Here is a 21,707-nt window from a genome sequence, read left to right as displayed (position 1 = left end):
TAATTAAAATATTATACGTTTTTAATATTTATATTTTACATTTTTATTTTAATTATTATACGTTTTTAATATTTAAAAATCACTTTTTTAATAAAATAAATATACATTAATGTATATTTATTTTGTTAAAAAAGTGATTTTTAAATATTAAAAACGTATAATAATTAAAATAAAAATGTAAAATATAAATATTAAAAACGTATAATATTTTAATTAAAAAAGTATATTATAAAGATTAAAAAGGTAATGTTGATTTTTATAAAGTAGCTAAAGTAACGCACAATTTTTAATAAGTGGTGCATTAAGGTGCATAAAAAGGCAGCTTTCGCTGCCTTTTTTATGATCAATTTATATTATTGATACATCGGCTGATTGTCATTTAAACGAATGATGCCGCGAATGGCACGATAGACAATCCAGATCCAGGCAACACCAATCACCAGCAGACAGAATGCACTTGCGCCTAAGGCAACTCCAGTAAATACATCCATGTTTTCACCGGTAAAAAACAGAAAAATAAAAGGAATAAAAGCAAGAATATTCCAGAATAAATACCACCAGAAGGTACGAATTTGCCAGGTAAAATGGCTTTCAAAAATAGAACCACGCACATCATTACGTTTCATGTAATTAATAATCAGCGCAATAACTGCTAATAAACCGCCGGTAAAAATAGCAATAATATAAAGTATATACAGAACTAGAGTCAGGGTACGGTTGGGATCTTGGTCGATAGAATAATTCATTGTTATACCTTTTAAAGTAATTATTCTCTTTTAAAATTTAATTACATTTAAAGGAGAAATCAGCCATAAAATTAAAAGTATGTTTAAGGCTATGGTACAAAAATAAATCTTTCTAAACGGTTGTTTTTGTGTTTTATGTCGCATTTTTTCTTGCGCGAGCCATGCTGTAGGCCAACCACCAAGAAAAGATAACAGATGCAGGGTTTGCTCAGGTACACGGCGATTGCCCTGTAAAGCAGCTTCTTTGTCTTGGGCATACATCCAGTAAGTTATGGCATTAATCACGCTAATAAATAACAGCACCATGCCACTTAATAAGCCAAGTATGGTAAACACAGCCAAAGCCAGAATATAACCGACACAGGCAATTTGCATCGGTTTTAATTTTTGTGCAGGTTGATTGGAATTTTTCGGCTTGTTTACTTTTTTTTGAGTTTGGGAGGCTTTCAGATAGGTGACCTGCTGGGCGCGATAACGTCCATCCCCATCCAGCAATACGGTATATTCAAGGGCACAACCTACAATCGGACGTGGTCCCTGACGCATAAAATCCTTGATATGTAAAAACACGCGATCTTTCGAGGCATCATTGGGCTGAATAAAGCCGTAGCCTTTATCATCATACCATTCAACCAATCGCCCCTGATCACGCATTTTTATGTCCTATCTCAAGCCGTCACAAATTTTAGTCGTGCCACCAGCATATTACGCATTTCCAAAGGATTTTTCTGAAGAATATCATCTCCAGTACGTCCTTGTTGTGCATTTTTTTGTGCGACTTGTAAACGCATCAACCAAAAACGCGCTGCTGCCATAGCCAAGTAGATTTCCAGACAGGATTTTTCGTCCTCGGTCAGTGGACGCACCGTTTCATAGGCTTCTAAAAAGGCTTGGGCTTTCGCTTCATTTAAATAAACTTCAGGATATTCGGTACAGAAGTCATTTAAGGTAATCGCGATATCAAACAGGAACTCGTCTTTATTCAACTCATAAAAATCCAGGATGCCTTTTAACTCATTACCGTCAAACAAGGTATTGTCACGGAACAAGTCAGAATGAATAAAGCCCTTGGGACGATTTGGATAGACTGCAGTGAGCGCATCATACAGCCCCAACAATTCACTAAGCAAAATAGCATCTGCCGGATTTAACGTCGGTTTTAATTCTTTGGCCACTTGCAACCAGTAATCATGGTTACGATATTCGGCACGCTCCAGGGGAAAATCCTGTAAGGCAATATGAATTTTTGCCTGAGCCACGGCAATGGCCTGTGCTTGTTCCAGGGTTGATGGCATAGGATGTTCACCCAGCATACGTGGTGCAATTTGCGCCGGCTTATTTTTAAGGCTATGAATGGCCTTACCCGCATAATTTAACGGTACAGGTACAGCTACCCCCTGTTGACCCAAATGCTCAAGTACCGGAACCAGCTCCCCTGCGCCTTGCTCATCCATCTCTTCAAACACGGTCAACACATACTGCTTTGCATTTTCACAGACTAAAAAATAGTTTGTATTTTGAATACCTCCTTGAATCGGAATCAGGTCAATCACCTCTAATCCATAAGGTGCTGCAAAAGCCTGAACTTCCTGTAAAGTCAAAGTGGTATAAACCGACATAGAAAACCTGCGAAAAAACTTACATAATTTTGATAGAATACCTTCTACAACTACCAAGGTGTAGCACCTTCGTGGCGAAGTTTCATAATCGGCTGTTATTTTTGGAAAAAATTATGCTTGCTAAACGTATTATTCCTTGCCTTGACGTAGATAATGGTCGAGTGGTGAAAGGTGTACAATTCCTTGATATTCGTGATGCAGGCGATCCGGTTGAAGTAGCACGCCGTTATAATGAACAAGGTGCCGATGAAATTACCTTCCTGGACATTACCGCAACCTCAAGCGGCCGCGATACCACGTACCGTACTGTTGAACGCATGGCTGAAAGCGTATTTGTACCTTTAACTGTAGGTGGCGGGGTACGTAAGGTGGAAGATATCCGCCTGTTGCTGAATGCCGGTGCCGATAAAGTCAGCATCAACTCGGCTGCGGTATTTAACCCGGAATTTGTTCAGGAAGCTTCGCAACGCTTTGGCGCCCAATGTATTGTGGTTGCCATTGATGCCAAGAAAACCGGTGACAACAAATGGGAAATTTTCACCCATGGTGGCCGTAAACCGACTGGGATTGATGCGATTGAATGGGCAGTGAAAATGGCTGATTACGGCGCGGGCGAACTTTTAATTACCTCTATGGATGCCGATGGTACCAAAGCCGGTTATGACCTGGCGTTAATGCGTAACATCAATGACCGCGTCACTATTCCAACCATTGCTTCTGGCGGTGTGGGTAACTTGCAGCATTTGGCCGATGGTATTTTAAAAGGCGGCGCAGATGCAGTTCTTGCCGCTTCTATTTTCCACTTTGGTCAATACAGTATTCCTGAAGCCAAACAATATTTGGCTGCACAAGGGATTGAAATGCGTCTCTAAGTGCTCAGGTTAAACGCTTGTTGGTCTAAAAAAGAGTGGTTTTCCCACTCTTTTTTATTTACAGAGCAATTTTACAACCAGACCAGCATAAAATTACAGATAAAAAAAGGGAGTCCTGAAGACTCCCTATAAACCAAGAAAACTACAGCGCGGTTTCTTGAAATTAACAACAATAAAATGACATATACAGTGACTCATCAAGCTAATTTGGCCGACCTGATAACGAAAACAAATATATAACAAAAAAATAACCAATACATTGACGATTAGTGCCGAAAACATTGACAAATTACGACAAGGTCTTGAAAACAGGGACTTCTGGCTAATTTTTTGTGACGAATACATGCTCAAAAAATTTACACTTCATTTTGAGTAAATTAATTATCTACCTTGTTGGTCCACCCATTTTGCCGGAAAGTAACGATCAGCCATCCCGTTCAACAAATTTGATACTGGGCGAGGAAGCATAATTCCTAATGGATTTTTTTCCTGTAAATCTGGTGATGAAATTACTCGAGTTCCCAAAAGGTAATCAAACCACGGCTTGGTCACACACCAGTTGGCATCCTGATTGGAGTTCATATGATGATCATAATGCCAGGGAATTTTTTTCATCGCCCACTCTGGCTCTAAATGAGCACGACGGTGAATATAATAATAATTACAGGCACTATATACCGTAGACAAAGCCATGCCTTTAGATACCGGATAAAATACCGCACCAAAAACACCTGCAACCACAGTCAGGGAAATAACTTCATTCTTAGTACGCCAATTTGCAAGACCTTCGACATAGCCATGATCATGAAATGCCGTTTTTCTGACTTCACGATGATGTTCCCAATGCGACTTCATACTGTCTGGTACAGGACTATAGCGTGGCTTCCCACTGCGGTGTGTACCATGCAAAATATATTTGTGTGCTACCCATTCAAAACCATTGGCCACCACCAGCCCAACCAAAAATCCTTTCCACATATCTAATTTCTCCCTATCCTATATTGAATATAGGTTATAAAATATGCTAAATATTGACCATAAAATATACAATAAAATTTAATTGATAAATTACGACAATAAAAAGATTTATATGCCACATTCTAAAGACTACACAGGCTCCGTATATGGCGGACTTGGGCATCTGCTATATGCCTATAGTCAGGCCAAAGGCTTAGCTATTTCTGAAAAACTTGAACAAGTTCAAAATCTAGAACGTTTTGACTTCTGTCTTTGGCGTGATTTGCTGACCGATGTAGATCAGCATCTGCAAATTCCGGCATTAGGCCTGGATATTGCCGAACATGTTCAGCCTAAACATTTAGGCATCATTGCCTATATTGCCCTGTCCTGCAACACTTTGGGGGAAGCGCTATACCGTTATCATGATTTTCATCGACTGATCTATGATGGCAGCACCTTAGAACTCAGTATACAGGATGACTATCTTGCTATTGGCTGGGGATATATCCCCTTTCATTTGACCACACAAATCACGCATGAAAACGCCATTGCCTTGATGGTGCAGTTTCTGAAACATTTTCTGGATTTTAAAGATATTCATATACATGAAGTGCACTTTATTCATCCTGCCCCCAAAAATGTAGCCATCTATGAACAATACTTCAATTGCAAAGTCCTATTTTCACAACCAAAGGCTCAACTTATTGCCCCCATTCATCAGCTGACTAAACCTATACGTCAGGGTGACCAAACTTTGCAGCATTTGCTGATGCAACAAGCCCATGCGCTATTAGATAAGCTTCCCAATTCCACCCAGCTGGATCATCGGCTGCAACAAGCCATTCTTATCGGGCTGCAAAAAAACCAGTATCAAATCGAACCTATTGCCAAACAGTTACATATGTCGGTACGCCAACTACAACGCCATTTGCAACAACAAGACACCACCTATCAGCAACGCATGCAAGAAGTACGACATTTATTGGCGGAGCAATATTTAAAGAACCGACATCTCAGCCTGCAAGAAATTGCCTTATTGCTGGGCTATTCCGAGCAAAGTGTATTCCAGCGTGCATTTAAGCAGTGGACAAGCATGACACCGCAGCAATGGCGACAACAACAATATGCATAAAAATGCTTCCAGCTGCTGGTATAAAGGTCATTTCTCCTGATTATGTTGAAATTGAGAAATGTTCAATTTATCGATTAATAGAAAATGTCCTAAATGATAAAAAGAAAATGAATAACTACATCTGGAGAATAATTTAGTGGCCTTTTTTGCACAAACTGTAGCTTTAAGTCAACTCTGGCTATTCTCTAGGTAGTCCCGATTTTGGGTGCCATTTTTGGCGCGCTCATTTATAAAGGAGTGGCTTCGGAAAAAGCTAAAAATTCTCGCCATAAAAAAAGCTCACCTCGGTGAACTTTTTTATGTTCCACATGGAACATGCGACGGCTTATAAAAATGGATTTTCAATTTCCTGTTCATCTTGCCGATCAATTTTTTCCGGAAGATGAGCTTCATTTTCTAAAGCACTGACCACGGCATTTATATAAGTCTGCAACGCTTTGGCAGCCTGCAGTCCGGCCTGATCTTTGGTGAGCTGTAAATTGCCATAAATACTGACACAGTCTTCTTGGTTCTCTAAGGTGAGGTCGTGAATGGCATGCGATTCCGTGCCATTTTCAAAAGGCTTAAACATTGTATTCTCACTGATCTTTGTTGTTATTTAAAAGTAGGATGATGATTCTCATCCTACCTAAAAAGAGCTTATTTCAACAACTGTAAAATGTACTGCAACAACCCTTCAATCAATTGCTTAACTATCGCATCTTGAGTGTTTGGATCAATTGTAGGCGCACTGCCCTTATTCTCACCCGATGCTGCAGCAGCGGAAGGTGTTGAACTTACAGATGAAGATTTAAACTTTTTCTGCAAAGCAGTAAGCTCATCTGCACTGACCTCTTCCGCACATTGGCTTTCTGCATCCCAATGGGAATAGGCAATTTTCTGGCTTGCTTTCACAGCACTGGCCTTTAACGGCAAATTATAAGTATTGCGCTTTTGATCTTCAGTTAACTGCGGGAAAATATTAATTCCTGTCAAATCTTCCAGGGCACAAATACTGATCACCTGCACTTTTGGCGCAGTATCTTTCAGGGTATTGTCCGCATAGTACACCCCTGCCGCGCCTGTTTTTGGCAGGTAGATGGCTTTATAGGTGGCTGTCGGGACAATCACCCCATTACCAATTGTCTTCAGCTTTTTAGCGGAATACACCGGTCCCGTGACAATATAGACCTCTTGCTTCTGTTTGGTGACAATGGCACGAGTCGCCTCTTCCAGCTCTCGCCAAACCTGCTGATTATTCTTCGGTGCCTGCGGTACCATGTTGGCCAATGAGAAGCTGTCAAACTGCGCATTTTTATTTGGCATATCGGCATTCGGGGCCATATGTCCACGGTCATAACCTGAAGCTTTATAGTCAGCCAAGGTCGCGCGATATTCTGCTTTTACAGCGGTTTCTTCATGAAAGTTGTCTTCACGTGGAATTTTCTGGCTCAAGCGCTGCGGAGTTAAAGCTTCTGCTACCCACAAAGGGGTTTTAGACACTCCCGAATACATGACATTAAAGCCATTAAAGCACAGCGGAAAGGCATTTTTATTCAGGCTTTCTTTGGACAGATAAGGCGGAATATCGCGGTAAAACTGATCCAGACATGCCGAGTTGGATGAAGATGGTATTGAAACCAGCTGTTGAATTTTTTCTTGTCCAAAAGCAATTGCAAAACTGCTGGTCGCCACTACACCCAAAATAATTTTTAAACTATTCTGCTTTAGAATTTGCGTCAAAGATTGACCAGCTTTACGTTTCTTCATTGCCATTTTGAGAACAACCCCCATTTTTCACGAGCTTAACAAGCAGAGAAAATGAAGTATATGTAGCAAATTTTATTTGCTTAACATTTAGACTAAAACTGATCAACAAAAGCACAGTTGTTGTAACAGTATGTCTAATTTTCTAAAGCTTTTATAACAAGTCTTACTAGCTTTACGTATGTTTGATTGAAAAACCGATGATGCTTATGACAAGGTAAAAATACGCAAAAAATCTGAATAATGATTGTTACGGAGTATTTTATGCAGTTTAAGCTTTTAGGTTTAAGTCTAGTGACGGGAATGATGAGTGCAACGGCATTTGCAGAACCGCCTATTCAACCGGGCGATACTTTAGAAAGCTTATCTAAAGTTAAACTCAGCACCACGGTAAATGGTCAGGCGGGTTCTATTGAAGAATTAATAAGCAGTGGCCAAATCCGTATTGTCGATGCAGGTCAAATTGCTGCTGCGGCTAATCCGGCTGGTTCTGAGACCGAAATGCAAACCAGTGCCGTAGCAGAAAATACTGCATCTCAAGCGGCCCCACAAAATGCTGACCTAAATACAACAGCACAAAATGCTGAGTCGACTCAAGCTGGATCTGAAACCGAAGTACAGACAACCTCAGCTTCAGATGCAACTGCTGTACAAGGCACAGAGATGAATACAGCGGCACAAGCTGCTGATCCGGCTACAGCGCAAGCAAACACAGCTGCTGTTGAGCAAACAGCTCAAGCTACTTCTGAAAATGTAGATCCAATGCAACCAAATACTGAATTGGCAGCACAACAGGCAGAGCAAGTTGCTGATCAAGAGATCGCAGCTGCGCCAGTCAATGAGTCTCCTGCTGACGTACAACAAGCGAATGCAGCGAATATGTCTCAAGCAGATGCAACCAATCAATCTGCTGCTTTAGCTCTAGCTCCGGCAGACACGACTGAAGCTACTGCACCTCAGGAAGCCTTTGCAGCCACCCCTGAAGCGACACAGCCAGATGATGCAGTGCAAGCAGCACCAGAAGCTGATGTGACAGATGCGCCGGTAAATGCCGCTCCTGAAGCACCAATGGCAGAAGCCACAGAGAACTAATCACGCTCTTTTTCAGGCTTTCATCCTCCAAATAAAAAACCAAGGATTTTCCACCTTGGTTTTTTTATTGTCCGCAAAAAACTAAAAATTAAATTTAGTTAAATTTCAATTTGACTGCCCAATTCCACCACACGATTGGGAGGAATCTGGTAAAAGTCACTGACCGGACTGGTATTGCGCTGCATGGAAATAAACAGTTTTTCACGCCATGGTGATAAGCCTTCACCCACCGTATGAATCAGTCGATCACGTGAAATAAAGAAGCTCATTTGCATCATGTCAAATTCAAAACCTAGCTCTTGATAGGCCTGTTCCAGTGCTTCAGGAATGTTCGGCTGATCTTTAAAACCGTAATACAGTGAAATACGGTAGAAACGGTTATCCATTTTTTCAATCTTACAGCGCTCTTCCTGAGCCACATAAGGAATATCACGGGTATTCACAGTCACCATGAGATTGAGCTCATGCAGAACCTTATTGTGCTTAATATTGTGCAACATGGCATGCGGTACGATATTCGGCGTACCGGTCAGGAATACGGCTGTGCCTGGAACAAATTGGGTTTCAGCACTCATGCCAATACTTTTGATAAACAGATCAATCGGCAAGGCATCTTTTTCCAAACGTGCCAGCAAGATTTCACGGCCTGCTTTCCAAGTCATTAAAATGGTATATACCGCAGCGCCAATCATGATTGGCACCCATCCTCCAGAAAGAATTTTTAATGAGGTCGATGCGACAAAAACCAGATCTATCAACAAGAATGGTACAGCAAATAATAAGACTCTCCATACTGACCAGCGCCAAAAACCATACGCCAGAAATGAAATCAGAATGGTTCCGCAGAGCATGGTCATGGTCACGGCGACACCATAAGCACTGGCTAAATTGGCACTGTTTTCAAACAATAAAATCAGGATGACGACGGAAATATACAGCACCCAATTGATGAAGGGTAAATAGATTTGACCCTGTTCAACATCCGACGTGTGATGCACGGTTAAACGTGGCAAGTAACGCAGCTGAATTGCCTGATTGGTCATGGAAAAAACGCCCGTGATCACGGCTTGCGAGGCAATGACTGCGGCTGCAGTGGCAAGACCAATCATCGGGTATAAGCCCCAGCTTGGCACCAGCATATAGAATGGATTGGCAATGGCATCCGGGTTACGCAGTAATAATGCCCCTTGTCCTGCATAGTTAAAAAGCAAACAAGGTAAAACAATGATGAACCAGGCCAGGCGAATCGGTAAGCGACCAAAATGCCCCATATCAGCATATAATGCTTCTCCGCCAGTCATGGTCAGAATCACCGCGCCCATAGTCAGAAAAGCCACATAAGGCTGATGCACGACAAAATTAAAAGCCCAGTGTGGACTGATCATGGTCAAGACAAAAGGGGTTTGGATAATGCTCCATATCCCCACCGCACCAATCGATAGAAACCATACCAGGGTGAGAGGACCAAAAAATTTCCCCATGGTGGCTGTACCATGCCGTTGGATCAGGAACAATCCGGATAAAATACCAATGGCCAGAGGCATCAGCCACTGGTTAAACATCGGCGTTGCAATGCTCAATCCTTCAATGGCTGATAGCACGGAAATGGCTGGGGTAATAATGCCATCGCCAAAAAATAACGAGGCACCAATAAAACCCAAGGCAATCAGGTAAATTTTCTTGTTATCGGCAATACGTGTGGTGCGCAGGTTCAATGCCAGTAATGACATGATTCCGCCTTCACCATTGTTGTCTGCACGCATAATGATGGTGACATATTTGAAACTGATCGTCAGCATGATGCACCAAAAAATCAGTGACAAAATACCAAGAACAGTTGCTTCAGTGATGGCGAGATGCGCAGTGAGGAAACATTGTCGAAGGGCGTACAGTGGACTGGTGCCAATGTCTCCAAATACCACCCCAAGCGCTGCAAGGGTAATCACAGGCAAGGCGGCTTTTTGTGCAGTACTTTGCATATTTCGTCTTCGTTTTAGACACTATTTTTTCGCAATCATATCACTGAGCAAAAACTTTTGCTCTAAATCAATTGTTTCAACTTGGCAGAGGGGTTTTTTTTCGCTATTATCGCGGCGCAATGGTGAGGTGTCCGAGTGGCTGAAGGAGCACGCCTGGAAAGTGTGTATACGTTTGCGCGTATCGAGGGTTCGAATCCCTCTCTCACCGCCAAATTCGAAAGAACTGCCCTCCAAAGCAGTGATTAAAGGCTTAAACTATTAAGGTTTAAGCCTTTTTTGTTTTCTCATCCTATTAAAAAGTAATTAAAACTCGTTGATATCGTGCATCACTTATTAGATTTTTTAGTTACTGATAAAACCTGTGCGATTAAATGCTGTAGAAACAATCAATAAAATTAATGCAAGCAATGAAGAAAAAAAGCAGCAACGGCGAACTGCCAAGTTCAGCAAAATAGGTTTTTCTATTTCAATGGGTTTTAAAACCTTATTTATTTTCAAAATATTTCTGACATCCCTGAAAAAATTCTTCATTGAAGTTCATGGAAGGATCATCTTTATCATCATCGCATTGGTCTACAGATTTGAGATTGTCTTGCGCATAGCGATAGCCATAGTATTGCTCTGTCCCCTCCTCGAAGCCTCCAAATTCCTTGGCTTGCATGGATTGAAAATACAAAAAAGCCGCAATGGCAATAAGAATAAGTATCACCACTACACTGATAATTTTGGCCTGTCTTGTCATCATTTTCTTATTTCCCTTAAGCCCCTCAGACCTTCAAGCTACAAAAACGATCATCTATCACTCAGGATGAAGTTATAAGAACCGGGCTCCTGATTCAAGGAAAAAAAAATCCTTTATTTCTGTTGTGTGACAGGATTTTCAAGCTGTTCATTCGGCTTTCTTTGCGGATTGGATGTCCCAATATGCTGATCTGGTTGATCCGGTTGAGGAGTCGGTGGTTTGGGTTGATCCGGTTGAGGATGGGGTGGATTGGGTTGTTCCTGCTGATCAGGATTTTGAATTAAAGGAACTGGCTGTTTTTGCTGGTCTGGCTGTTGGTTATCTTGTTCGTTCATGGGGCTGTCTATCCTGTGCATTGCGATTAATCATTTGCACTACATCAGTTTTAATTTACGCCTTAAATTTGATCTTCCAACTTAAGCAATGTGTCAATTTCCATCATTGTAAATGTGATATCTCTAGATGATTGATCTGCAACAACTACAATAAAATCCGCTTCACATTGATTACCAAAAGCCTTCAAAGCCTGATGTTGCATTAACATGCTACAGAAATGGCACAATTACTGCCCGGTATTATTTAGCGAGTTCAGGAGCTCAATAAATCTATTGAAATATGATCATATAAATGCAATATTTCCATGATAACAATCATCTAACAGAGCCTTAAGTCGACCTATAAAAGCACATTGAACACATAGAAAAATTGCTATTCGGGAGTAGATATGAATACCAGCAATAATTATGTCAAACAAATCAAGAATGCTAAGCGTGGTGGTTATACTCCAACAATTGCCAAGGATATTAATAAACATAAAATTCAAAAAGCCCTCCGACTGATCGAACAATGGCGCAAAATGGCCAGTGAACTTAAACCACAAATGCAAATCGATATGGCTTTAACCCTGGAAGAATGTGCGCAAGACCTAGACCAGATTTTAAGGAGTAAATAGTTTTTTAAAATTGAGAACCATTTATTCAATTGACGAGATGACCTGGAAAAATTGAACCCCTCAAGACCAAGTCATCTCTTTCAACCGCTCATTTTTTGGCTTGCGTTTTCAACAAAATTCGCTATTATTCTCTGCACGTTGCCGGCATAGCTCAGTTGGTAGAGCAACTGACTTGTAATCAGTAGGTCCACAGTTCGAATCCGTGTGCCGGCACCATTTTATACTTAGCCTCGCTTTTTAGTGAGGCTTTGTTGTTTTTAGCATTTGCTTTTAAAAATTAAAACATTGCCCCATGCTCACGCATTCTTTTTCGCACTGATCTGTACATAATTGACCAAGCCATCCTGATAAAGCTGCTGACAGAGTTTTGCGGTCATGCGAATTTTAAAGGCATCTAGGCCTGTGCCCTGCTTTGGCAATTGCTGTAAATGTTGAAAGTAGTTTGCAAAGCCGTATAAAACGGCTTTGGATATATCCCGAATTTCAATGTCACTAAAATCATGTTGCTGCAAGGTTTGTTCTAAAAGCGGTGCCGTCATCAAATGCTCCAGATTCACATCTGCAGCCTTGAGCAGCCATTTATATTTCTGCTGTTGTAATGCATTTAAATTCAGCCATTGCTCGGACAGCATTAAATAATGAAAACCCAGCCGGCCTTTTGAATTTAAAACATTGTCTACTGAATCCAGGAATGAATTGAGATTGGAATGATAGGCAGCATCAATACATAGCACTACATCAAAGCGCTGCTTGAAAGGAATCTGTTTTAAATTTAAAAAGGATTGCGGGTAAATCGCCGTAATTTGGGGAAAATGTTTTTGAATTTGAATGACACAACTGGCTTGTAATTCCACCGCTTCAATATGCTGAACCTGATAGTGCTGTTGCCAGTACAGCAGACTAGCACACTGTCCGCAGCCCAGGTCTAATAAGCGGTCATTGGAAGTTAAAGCTACCGCCTGCGCCAATTGATCTGCCAACTGACGGCAAGCTTCTGGATAGGACGACGTTGCATCATCCCAATAGCCCAGGTTGCTCCAGGCAAGTTCGGCATTATCTCCTAACTGTTTTGCATTGATCGCATATTTATGTTGAGGAAGTTTTTGCCGAATCGCTTGAAGCCATTTCATATTTTAGTAGCCGAGTTGTGGGGCAACCTCAACTTTAGGTTTTAATCCGGCAAACGGCAATGGTGCACCTAAAATTTCTGCAATATGCATGGCTGAAGTCACGGCAGATTCCAGCACAGGTAAGCCATCACACGACCACGAACCGCAATAGAACACTTTGCGGTTTAAATCTTTATGACGGGCTTGCAGCTCTTTATTTAAAGCCACTGTTTGCGAATCCACTACAGCACGGGTTAAAGTCACCGATGAGATGATTTTTTTCGGGTCAATTTCGGTCACCGGCTGCCAGGTTTGGAATACTGGTGATTTGCCCACTAAACTTGGCTCAACCGAATTCAGCCAGACGGTAAATTGCTGACGAGTAAACTTACGGTCCATCATGTAGCTGAGTACGGCCCAATCTTTACGTTTTGGCGGCATCACCGATTGATCGGTATGAATTACCAGCTGACCCTGCTCAAATTTAAATTTCTTTAACAACGCAATATCATCAGCAAATTGTTCATTATCGAGGAATGTTTCAATTTTATTGGTCGGCGTGGCCACAATCACACGGTCAAATACATGTTGTTCGCCCTGTGCATTTTCAACCAATACACTCTGCTCTTGTTGCTGAATATGGGTAATAGCAGAACCGCCACGAATTTCAATGCCTTCAATCAACTTGTCAACCAAGGCCGGTGTACCGCCCTGCAGACGCAATAACGCATCGCCATCGGTTAATTGACGCAAGAAAACCAGCAAAGGTTTTGCCGGCCATTCGCCAATGGTTTTTGGATGACAGGTACAAATGGTATACAGCACCGGCATCACTGCGCCATGCCAGAAAACTTCCTCAATATCATTATTATTAATGAATTCAGCCAAGGTAATGTCTTGGTTTTTAGATTTGAAGAACTTAGCAATAGCCGTCTTCAGCTGCAGCATGCCTTTGACCAGGCGCCAGCCATATTGCTGAATGCCCTTACGGTTATTAATGATGGGAAAATTACCAATACGGCTGCGTGAGGTGGTCAACCAGGTTTCGGTACGGTCTTCAAATAACCAGCTGCAAGCCATATAAGTGCGGACAGGAAAGGTCTGGATACCCAGATAAGCCGCCAGGCTGAGGGTATTTTTCCACAAATGAGGGTTCATGACACGTAAAGGTGCATCAATCAGACCACCTTCGAATTCAATGCTATGACTATCCATACCACGGCCAGCCAAGGCTTCGAAAATAGTCACGCTATGTCCTGCATCTTTAAGAATTCTTGCGGTAGCTAGCCCAGCCATGCCACTGCCAATAACTGCAATATCCAAAATTATTATCCGTCAGTTACACATAAGATTACTGAAATTATGAACCAAGCGGGGTTAAAAGAGGGTATTAAAATATTCCAGAATGTATCTTTTTAACAAAACTCATCACGATGATTATAAAGCATAAATTTACATTTGCTTACATAGAAATAAACCCAAAATAGACACAAGAAAATATTATATTTTTAAATAAAATATACAAAAATCCTTTTAAAAAAAACAATATATATTAACCAATTTTATAACAACCGTTTTACAAAAGGCTCAAATATTATTATGATAGCCAAGACAAAAACTTGATAACTCCATCACGTTTTGTATCAGCTACAACTATGCAAATATGCTGACAACAAAAAAATTCAGTTCGCAAAAAGCCCCTCAGTTTTTAGGGGCTTCTTTCTTTTTCTATCAATCAGGTAAATACCAGGCTTAATCTGTAACCGGGATTTCACCGAACTTACCGCTATTAAAATCATTAAATGCTTGAATAATTTCATCTTTGCTATTCATTACAAAAGGCCCATAACCCTGAATAGGCTCATTAAGCGGTTGACCGGTCAGCAGCAAAAATTTGCTGTCTTGCAGTGCTTCAAGATGAATATCGGCTTCACCATCTTGAGCAAACATCACAATCGAGTTGTCTTGCACATGCTGCGTTCCATTCAACTGCATTTCACCAGACAACACCACCAGCAGGACATTGTGATTGACAGGGACAGGGACATGCAAATGCTGAAGCTGCTCGGCTTTTAATTCACCATCCCAGACATTGACCGGACTATGGGTTGCCGCGGGGCCAGTATACTCTGCATCATCCTTTATATAGCGACCAGCAATTACCCGGATATGCCCTGCACCCTGTTTAAACTCAATGACCGGAATGTCTTTGGCTGCAATAGCCTGATATTTCGGTGCGGTCATTTTGTTTGCTGCCGGTAAGTTGACCCAAAGCTGTACCATTTCAAACAGACCGCCATGTTGAGCAAAATTAGGAGAATGAAATTCTTCATGTACCAAGCCTGCTCCCGCTGTCATCCATTGCACATCACCAGGTTGAATGGTTCCACCACCACCGGCCGAGTCTTTATGCGTCACTTCACCCTGATAGGCAATGGTTACAGTTTCAAAGCCACGATGGGGATGAGACCCGACCCCATGCTGCTGCGTGGTTGGGCTAAAATGGTAGGGTGCTGCATAATCCAACAGTAAAAATGGACTAATCGCCTGCCCTAAACGGTCATAAGAAAACAAGTTTTTTACCGGAAAGCCATCACCCACCCAATGCATGTTCTGGTTGCGGTAAACGCCAATAATTTTTTTCATCTCAAACTCCTATCTCTAGGAAACAATATGCGTTTATCTTAGATTTTTTAAAGATTGCAGCCTAGTCGCAGCGTAATATACAGCGTCTCAAGAATGGGATAATCGAATTTTTACCATCAAATTCAATACACAAAATCATTTCATTCAGATAAATATCATCATTTTCCTATAGCCAGGATGATCTATCTTGTTCTTTTAAAAGTAATTTGGATAAAAAAATCCAGAATCGAAATTCTGGATTTTTTGATAGAGCCTGTGAAGCTAAACTTAGATTTTACCGATCAGGTCAATTGAAGGAGCAAGCGTGGCATCACCTTCTTTCCATTTTGCCGGGCAAACTTCACCTGGGTGCGCATGGACATATTGTGCCGCTTTCACTTTACGCAGAAGTTCCTGAGCATCACGGCCAATACCACCAGCGTTGATTTCAACAATTTGGATTTTACCTTCTGGATCAATCACGAAAGTGCCACGGTCTGCCAAGCCTTCAGCTTCGATTAATACTTCGAAGTTTTTAGCAAGAGTCCAAGTTGGATCGCCTACCATTGGGTATTCGATTTTTTTGATCTCTTCAGAAGAATCGTGCCACGCTTTATGCGTGAAGTGCGTGTCAGTCGATACTGAATAGATCTCTACACCCATTTTTTGGAATTCAGCATAGTTATCAGCTAAATCGCCTAATTCTGTTGGACAAACGAAAGTGAAATCTGCAGGATAGAAGAACACCACTGACCATTTTCCAATCATGTCTTTTTCAGACACCTGGATGAATTCGCCATTTTTATATGCTGTTGCGTTAAATGGTTTCACTTCAGTATTAATTAAACTCATGAGTTATCCTCTAGCTCGTTTCTGGGAATGCTTATCTTGTGAAGCTAGAATACGAAAGATTCTCAAATAGGTAAAACCGTACTTTTTTATAAAAACTATCGGATTTTTAGATTAATTAATTCTATCCTGCTTTACTTTTTTATCGTTTGGATCGATTTAAGGATAAGCGGGAAACTGCACGATAGATTGCCAGGCTGCATCAATCAATGCCTGTTTATATAGGGTTGGATTAGTGCTGACTTTGTGGGATAGCCAGGCCCGACAATAACTTTCAGTTGCACCCAGCATTAAAGATAACAGCAATTCTCTTGGAATCTTTGCAAGTTGCGCAATCTCTTCATCGGCCTGCTGTTGTAACCAGATAAATACTGCCTGATTACGTTGCTGGTTTTGTACCGCAACTGCTGCATTCTGTTCTGTCCCTAACCCCTTACGCGCCATAAACAGGAAGCGGGCAAAGTCAGGGTTCTGCACCACCCAGTCAATATATCGACCAATGATGACCGTCACACCCTGTTGCACGCCGCGGGCTTGCTGTAATGCTGCTGTGCGCTGCTGCATCTGATCTTGCAAGGCTGCACTAAAGAGTGCGCCCACGATGCCTTCCTTGTTTTTAAAGTGATGATAAATCGCCCCTACACTGCTATCCGCACGCTCACGGATCATTTCAATACTGGTGGCTTCAATACCGAATTCAGCAAAGCAATTTAAGGCATGTTGCAGCAAAATACGTTTTAGTTCGGCACGGCGTCCGGGATAAATGCGGTGTAGTAAATCGGCTTGCTGCATATCCATATGCTTCGATACATGATGAGACCAAGCAAAATCATAGACCATTTTTTATTACAAAGCAGTCATTTGTGCCAAATAACAGAATAATATTCTGTATTAGAATAATACTCTGCAAACTAAAACAGGGACATCTCGGATGAGCCAAGCATTAAAAGTATGGAAAGCTTTAGCAAACAAACCTGCGGGCAAATGGACATTTTCAAAAATGTTGTGCTTAAAAGCGCCTTATTTCAGCAGTATCTCTCCCCTATTTGAAAGGTTGGAACCGGAATACTGCGAAATCAAAATGAAAAAGCACCGCGCTGTGCTGAATCATCTGAGCACCGTACATGCCATTGCCATGTGTAATATGGCAGAGCTTGCCGGAGGAACCATGACCGATGTCACTGTACCAGCTACTCATCGTTGGATTCCCAAAGGCATGCAGGTGGAATACCTGAAAAAAGCCAATACCGATTTGGTTGCAATAGCCACACCGGTACAGGCCAATTTTCAGTGGAATGCAGGCAGTGATTATCAGGTTCAAGTTGAAGTCAAAGATACAGCTCAGGAGGTTGTATTCCGTGCCGTCATTACCATGTGGGTTTCTGCCAAGAAATAAAAATAGGCTTAAATTTCTTATGTTCTTGTTTATGTTTTGCTTGATCTTATTGCTAGAATTGAGGTTATTAAGACTCTAACTATTTTTAAATATCTTTCTTTATTTGACATAAAATTTGTTTTTCGAAGTGAAATACGCCTATCTACACAAAATAATATTTACATGCGAGCAGTAGACGCATTCAATATATTTTAAAATTTTATTTCACTTTAATAACAACGGAAACTGATAGACTTTCGCATATATTAGCGTAGCAATGAGAACCAAAATAATGCTTAGGCCTACTATATAATTCTGCATAGCTGACCCAGGTATTTGCCAGGTGATTTTTCCTTTGGCACTTAACCATTCTGTCAGACTGATACTAATAATTAGCCATAATGCTCCTACTAAAAAGCCACCCAGTACATCACTTAAATAATGTTCATTTAATACCATTCTACTGAGGCCTACAAGTACAGCAAAAAGAAACATCGTAAAAAATATACGGACTTGTCTGATAAAGTTTGGGCTAAAACGAATAGCGAGGTAAGTAAGAAATCCATATAAGGCAATGACAATGGTGGCATGTCCACTAGGGAATGAGTAGGATTGCTCAAGCAGTAAAGCATCGACTGGTCGCACGCGATGAAATAATAGTTTACTGAGGAAGCTAAATAGAGAACTTCCTATCGTGGAGACCAGCAATCCTATTAATATATAGGGTTGTCGAATGATCAAAGAGATCACACAGACTAAAATCACAATCAAACAAGAAATTGCAAAAGAACCAAAACTGGTGATGAAAATAAAAAAATTCACTACACTCGGTTGATGCAGCATATTCATCTGTTGGGAAACAAAATAGTCTATTGTAACGATGGAGTCTGAAGTAACCACATCTTCAACAAGTCCAGTAAGCAAAGCTAAAATATAGCCCATGGCTAAAAATAAAAGGGTCAGAGCTAAGCCATAAAAATGCTGGAGTTGAAATCTTCTCGACAAAAAACTAAAAACACGGGGATACTTGTATTTTATTCGAATGAATAAGTTGCTTTTTCCCACATGCTGTTTAAAGGTTCCCCCATACTGCATAACTGAATCAAATAATTGCTTGCCATGCTGAATAATCCAGTGCTGCAATATCCACAAAAGAATAACCAGTGAAAATACAAGGATGCTCAAGATGAACAATTGCTGATTGGCTTGAATCAATGGAATCATGGCGAAAACAATTTCCTTGTAAAACGTATTGTTAGGAGGGCTTACTGTTTTGTTCTGTCAGCGCACAGATCCAATCCATATTCATTATCAATGCGACTTTATATATTTAAGCCTTTTTTACAGGGGTTTTATTGCTAAAGTGAATACACACTAGAATCGCAATCAAAATGACACCTGAAGCAGTAAAACGACTTAAATCCAAACCACCCGAAGCGATCGGTTTATCCAGAAAATCCCCCACCACAGCACCCAGGGGACGGGTTAAAACAAATGCACTCCAGAACAGTAAGGTTCTTGAAACATGAGTGAATTTGTACAGGGCCAAAATCATGAGAATAAGACCGACAAAAAGGATAATTCCACCGCTATAACCCAGCCCCATGGTATCTGCCGACCAATCACCTAAAGCCGTCCCTAAGGTTTGGGAAAAGGTAATGGTTAACCAATAGAAAATTTCTGCCCGTGGATAATTCACTGTATGCGGTGAAATACTGCCTTCCACCTTATACCAGCTGAATAAAGACAAGCAGACCAAACCGAGCAACAGGCTACTTCCGCCGACATATCCAATCCCCAAAGATCGATCGACAAAATCTGCCAGTGTCGTACCTACGGTAGTACTGGCAATGATGGTGAACCAATACAAATAAGGCTGATAAGATTTAGAACGGATTTGAAAAATCAGTAAAACTATAAATATTGCTGCGAAAATAAAGGTACTGATCAGGTAGCCTAAATTTAGAGACATAGACAGTGCATCACCGCCAGTTTCACCGAAAGTTGTGGCAAAAATTTTAGTGATCCAGAAAAGTGCTGTTATTTGAGGAACTTTAGAAAGGTGAGTAGCGATATTTAATTCTTGTTGATTCATCAGCTGGACTCTGTGGTGATCTTTTTTGATATTTTAAAGTGATTTAATTAACTTAAGCTTAAGAAGAAATGATGTTTTTTGTTCTTATCTGTTGAGAATAAAAAAGTAATAATCTACTTAATTCTTCTAATAGATATACAATAAAACCCACCTAAAATCTTAATCATTCAAACGCATTTATGAGAGGCTAGGTGATCATTACTTAATTGTTTTAAGTAATTGATTTTTATTTTAATTATTTAAAAATAGTGGTGTTACTTAATGCGATTTTAAAGTTTAACTTATAAAATATTTTTTAAAAATTTCTGGCCGATAAAATATGCCTCACTTGTTATTAAAAATAAAAAATTTAAAGAAACCTATTACTTTAATGCAATTTAATTTGATTCTCGCGATTTGGCTGAGTGTAGTTTTAAATGATGGTTTTTTGAAAAAAAATAAACTTACTTCATAAATGTTCAACAACTTTTAATTTGAATTCTAGGATATATCGTTGTCCACTCATAATGTTCTCTGCTATGCAAAAAGAGTAGACGATATTTGTCTAGGAGAGTGGTGTCTATTCATAGTTTTAAACTTGAGTTTCATAAATGCACTTTTTTTATTGTATAAAGCTATCAATAATTAAATCCAAATATTTTAAGCATAAAAAAATAAGAACCCAATCTAAATCAAGTTCTTATTTTTAATAAATACAATAATTAAGTATTGTACAAGTTAAAAAGGTAAATCATCATCTAAATCTGCCGGTGCAGCTGCTGCTGGCGCAGGCTGTTGTTTTGGCGCAAAACCACCCGGGTTATTATTGCCATAACCATTACCTTGATTATTCTGGTTGTTGTTAAAACCGCCCTGATTGCCATAACCGCCTTGGTTGTTATTGTTATTGTTGTTATAACCGCTGCCTTGATTATTATTGAAACGTGGCTGGTTATAACCGGCGTTGTCACCACCCGCAGCCTGTTCACCTTGCTGACGGTTGCTATCTAGCATTTGCATTTGTTCACCACGAATTTCTGTGGTGTAGCGTTCTTGGCCGCTTTGGTCAGTCCACTGGCGCGTACGCAATGAACCTTCAATATAAACTTTTGAACCCTTACGTAGATATTGCTGTGCAATTTCACCTAAGCGGTTATGCAACACAATACGATGCCATTCAGTTTGCTCTTTACGCTCACCCGTATTTTTGTCAGTCCATGAATCGCTGGTTGCGATTGAAAACTGAGTCAGAGAACCACCATTTGGAAAAGTTTTGGTTTCAGGATCTTTACCTAAAGTTCCCACTAAAATAACTTTATTAACACCACGCATCAGACGTACACTTCCTATTTATTTCTATATTTTACTTTATAAGAGTTATGCTTAAATGGCTACCTCTTTACCTAACAACTGCGTTAAATCTTGTCGCGCAGCTTCATCTATCAGCTGTTTATCAATTTTAACATAAGCAAATTGCTGGTCAGACATCACCACAACCTCTTCAATACCACGAATCGCCAAAAGTTGAGAAGTCCACTCATCCGTTTGTTTTGTCTCGGGCAAGGCCAATACCAGCGATGAAAGATAACGCGGCTGAGCCAGGCCAAAGCTGATCAATAACCAGACTAAAGCGATCCCCGCGAGGATGCTCCAACCCATCGAAGTATTATTTAGTAACAAGAGTTGACCACCAATCATGCCACCAAAAAATGCCCCTAAAAACTGGCTGCTGGCATTCACACCCATGGCCGTTGCTTTGGACTGAATCGGGGCAGATTTGGACAACCAGGAAGGCAATAGCGCCTCCATCACGTTAAAGGCGATGAAGAAGCATC

At 40.7% G+C, this 21,707-nt stretch carries 23 protein-coding genes, 2 tRNA genes and 1 pseudogene; 7 read left to right on the top strand and 19 right to left on the bottom strand.

What is annotated here, in order from left to right; all coding sequences use genetic code 11:
• Positions 1-353: 353 nt before the first annotated feature.
• Genes B2Y23_RS07890 through B2Y23_RS07880 form a run of 3 tightly spaced genes read right to left on the bottom strand, consistent with a single transcriptional unit; the run spans position 354 to position 2,365 of the window.
• Complete coding sequence (locus tag B2Y23_RS07890) at positions 354-746, bottom strand: DUF4870 family protein (RefSeq protein WP_291370077.1); 393 nt, start codon at positions 744-746, stop codon at positions 354-356.
• Positions 747-776: 30 nt separating this feature from the next.
• Positions 777-1,400, bottom strand: a complete 624-nt coding sequence (locus B2Y23_RS07885; RefSeq protein WP_291370075.1) for a DUF1294 domain-containing protein — start codon at positions 1,398-1,400, stop codon at positions 777-779.
• Positions 1,401-1,414: 14 nt separating this feature from the next.
• Positions 1,415-2,365: a homoserine kinase gene (locus tag B2Y23_RS07880; RefSeq protein WP_291370073.1), complete on the bottom strand. Its 951-nt coding sequence runs from the start codon at positions 2,363-2,365 to the stop codon at positions 1,415-1,417.
• Between the two features lie 110 nt (positions 2,366-2,475).
• Here B2Y23_RS07880 and hisF point away from each other — a divergent pair, with 110 nt between their 5' ends.
• On the top strand, positions 2,476-3,237 hold the full coding sequence (hisF, locus tag B2Y23_RS07875; protein ID WP_312159069.1) for an imidazole glycerol phosphate synthase subunit HisF: 762 nt from the start codon (positions 2,476-2,478) through the stop codon (positions 3,235-3,237).
• 381 nt (positions 3,238-3,618) lie between these two features.
• Here the strand turns inward: hisF and B2Y23_RS07870 are convergent, their stop codons facing one another.
• Complete coding sequence (locus B2Y23_RS07870; protein WP_291354078.1) at positions 3,619-4,215, bottom strand: hypothetical protein; 597 nt, start codon at positions 4,213-4,215, stop codon at positions 3,619-3,621.
• A 112-nt stretch (positions 4,216-4,327) separates the two neighbouring features.
• Here B2Y23_RS07870 and B2Y23_RS07865 point away from each other — a divergent pair, with 112 nt between their 5' ends.
• A complete protein-coding gene (locus B2Y23_RS07865; RefSeq protein ID WP_291354080.1) occupies positions 4,328-5,329 on the top strand; it encodes an AraC family transcriptional regulator in 1,002 nt (333 codons plus the stop codon).
• 325 nt (positions 5,330-5,654) lie between these two features.
• Here the strand turns inward: B2Y23_RS07865 and B2Y23_RS07860 are convergent, their stop codons facing one another.
• Both B2Y23_RS07860 and B2Y23_RS07855 read right to left on the bottom strand, forming a co-directional pair.
• Positions 5,655-5,900, bottom strand: a complete 246-nt coding sequence (locus B2Y23_RS07860; RefSeq protein WP_291354082.1) for a hypothetical protein — start codon at positions 5,898-5,900, stop codon at positions 5,655-5,657.
• A 68-nt stretch (positions 5,901-5,968) separates the two neighbouring features.
• On the bottom strand, positions 5,969-7,084 hold the full coding sequence (locus B2Y23_RS07855) for a DNA/RNA non-specific endonuclease (RefSeq protein ID WP_291370071.1): 1,116 nt from the start codon (positions 7,082-7,084) through the stop codon (positions 5,969-5,971).
• A 255-nt stretch (positions 7,085-7,339) separates the two neighbouring features.
• Between B2Y23_RS07855 and B2Y23_RS07850 the strand changes: the two genes are divergently transcribed.
• Positions 7,340-8,167 carry a hypothetical protein gene (locus B2Y23_RS07850; RefSeq protein ID WP_291370069.1) on the top strand — a complete coding sequence of 276 codons (828 nt, stop codon included), beginning with the start codon at positions 7,340-7,342 and terminating at the stop codon, positions 8,165-8,167.
• 98 nt (positions 8,168-8,265) lie between these two features.
• Here the strand turns inward: B2Y23_RS07850 and B2Y23_RS07845 are convergent, their stop codons facing one another.
• Entirely contained in the window at positions 8,266-10,146 is a 1,881-nt protein-coding gene (locus tag B2Y23_RS07845) for a potassium transporter Kup (RefSeq protein ID WP_291370067.1), read from the bottom strand.
• Between the two features lie 121 nt (positions 10,147-10,267).
• On the opposite strand from B2Y23_RS07845, the gene B2Y23_RS07840 reads away from it, so the two are divergent.
• A tRNA-Ser gene (locus tag B2Y23_RS07840) sits at positions 10,268-10,357 on the top strand.
• 273 nt (positions 10,358-10,630) lie between these two features.
• On the opposite strand, the gene B2Y23_RS07835 is transcribed toward B2Y23_RS07840, so the two are convergent.
• The 3 genes from B2Y23_RS07835 to B2Y23_RS07825 form a co-directional block, all read right to left on the bottom strand.
• Positions 10,631-10,891: a hypothetical protein gene (locus B2Y23_RS07835; RefSeq protein ID WP_291370065.1), complete on the bottom strand. Its 261-nt coding sequence runs from the start codon at positions 10,889-10,891 to the stop codon at positions 10,631-10,633.
• A gap of 110 nt (positions 10,892-11,001) precedes the next feature.
• On the bottom strand, positions 11,002-11,223 hold the full coding sequence (locus B2Y23_RS07830; protein WP_291370064.1) for a hypothetical protein: 222 nt from the start codon (positions 11,221-11,223) through the stop codon (positions 11,002-11,004).
• Between the two features lie 62 nt (positions 11,224-11,285).
• Positions 11,286-11,426 (bottom strand): hypothetical protein, encoded by a 141-nt coding sequence (locus B2Y23_RS07825; protein ID WP_291370062.1) that lies wholly within the window; start codon positions 11,424-11,426, stop codon positions 11,286-11,288.
• 186 nt (positions 11,427-11,612) lie between these two features.
• Here B2Y23_RS07825 and B2Y23_RS07820 point away from each other — a divergent pair, with 186 nt between their 5' ends.
• Positions 11,613-11,840, top strand: a complete 228-nt coding sequence (locus B2Y23_RS07820) for a hypothetical protein (protein ID WP_291370060.1) — start codon at positions 11,613-11,615, stop codon at positions 11,838-11,840.
• 140 nt (positions 11,841-11,980) lie between these two features.
• Positions 11,981-12,056: transfer RNA gene (locus tag B2Y23_RS07815), tRNA-Thr, on the top strand.
• A gap of 80 nt (positions 12,057-12,136) precedes the next feature.
• On the opposite strand, the gene B2Y23_RS07810 is transcribed toward B2Y23_RS07815, so the two are convergent.
• The 5 genes from B2Y23_RS07810 to B2Y23_RS07790 all read right to left on the bottom strand — a co-directional run bounded on the left by B2Y23_RS07810 (position 12,137) and on the right by B2Y23_RS07790 (position 17,215).
• Positions 12,137-12,970: an SAM-dependent methyltransferase gene (locus B2Y23_RS07810; protein WP_291370058.1), complete on the bottom strand. Its 834-nt coding sequence runs from the start codon at positions 12,968-12,970 to the stop codon at positions 12,137-12,139.
• 3 nt (positions 12,971-12,973) lie between these two features.
• Positions 12,974-14,272 carry an FAD-dependent oxidoreductase gene (locus tag B2Y23_RS07805; RefSeq protein ID WP_291370056.1) on the bottom strand — a complete coding sequence of 433 codons (1,299 nt, stop codon included), beginning with the start codon at positions 14,270-14,272 and terminating at the stop codon, positions 12,974-12,976.
• A gap of 429 nt (positions 14,273-14,701) precedes the next feature.
• Positions 14,702-15,595 (bottom strand): pirin family protein, encoded by an 894-nt coding sequence (locus B2Y23_RS07800; protein WP_291370054.1) that lies wholly within the window; start codon positions 15,593-15,595, stop codon positions 14,702-14,704.
• 267 nt (positions 15,596-15,862) lie between these two features.
• A complete protein-coding gene (gene ahpC / locus B2Y23_RS07795) occupies positions 15,863-16,426 on the bottom strand; it encodes an alkyl hydroperoxide reductase subunit C (protein ID WP_291370052.1) in 564 nt (187 codons plus the stop codon).
• A gap of 156 nt (positions 16,427-16,582) precedes the next feature.
• Positions 16,583-17,215, bottom strand: coding sequence for a TetR/AcrR family transcriptional regulator (locus tag B2Y23_RS07790; protein WP_291370079.1), 633 nt, complete (start codon positions 17,213-17,215; stop codon positions 16,583-16,585).
• Positions 17,216-17,354: 139 nt separating this feature from the next.
• Between B2Y23_RS07790 and B2Y23_RS07785 the strand changes: the two genes are divergently transcribed.
• Positions 17,355-17,819, top strand: coding sequence for a hotdog fold domain-containing protein (locus B2Y23_RS07785; RefSeq protein ID WP_291370050.1), 465 nt, complete (start codon positions 17,355-17,357; stop codon positions 17,817-17,819).
• 204 nt (positions 17,820-18,023) lie between these two features.
• On the opposite strand, the gene B2Y23_RS07780 is transcribed toward B2Y23_RS07785, so the two are convergent.
• The 4 genes and pseudogenes from B2Y23_RS07780 to B2Y23_RS07765 form a co-directional block, all read right to left on the bottom strand.
• Positions 18,024-19,022, bottom strand: coding sequence for a phosphatase PAP2 family protein (locus B2Y23_RS07780; protein ID WP_291370048.1), 999 nt, complete (start codon positions 19,020-19,022; stop codon positions 18,024-18,026).
• A 106-nt stretch (positions 19,023-19,128) separates the two neighbouring features.
• Entirely contained in the window at positions 19,129-19,893 is a 765-nt protein-coding gene (locus tag B2Y23_RS07775; RefSeq protein ID WP_291370046.1) for a hypothetical protein, read from the bottom strand.
• A 717-nt stretch (positions 19,894-20,610) separates the two neighbouring features.
• Positions 20,611-21,204, bottom strand: a complete 594-nt coding sequence (ssb, locus tag B2Y23_RS07770) for a single-stranded DNA-binding protein (RefSeq protein ID WP_291370044.1) — start codon at positions 21,202-21,204, stop codon at positions 20,611-20,613.
• 51 nt (positions 21,205-21,255) lie between these two features.
• Positions 21,256-21,707: pseudogene (locus B2Y23_RS07765) on the bottom strand (MFS transporter); the annotation flags it as partial.

The organism is Acinetobacter sp. UBA5934 (genome assembly GCF_002430855.1).
Taxonomy (GTDB): Bacteria; Pseudomonadota; Gammaproteobacteria; order Pseudomonadales; family Moraxellaceae; genus Acinetobacter.
This window is presented reverse-complemented; position numbering and strand designations above follow the sequence as displayed.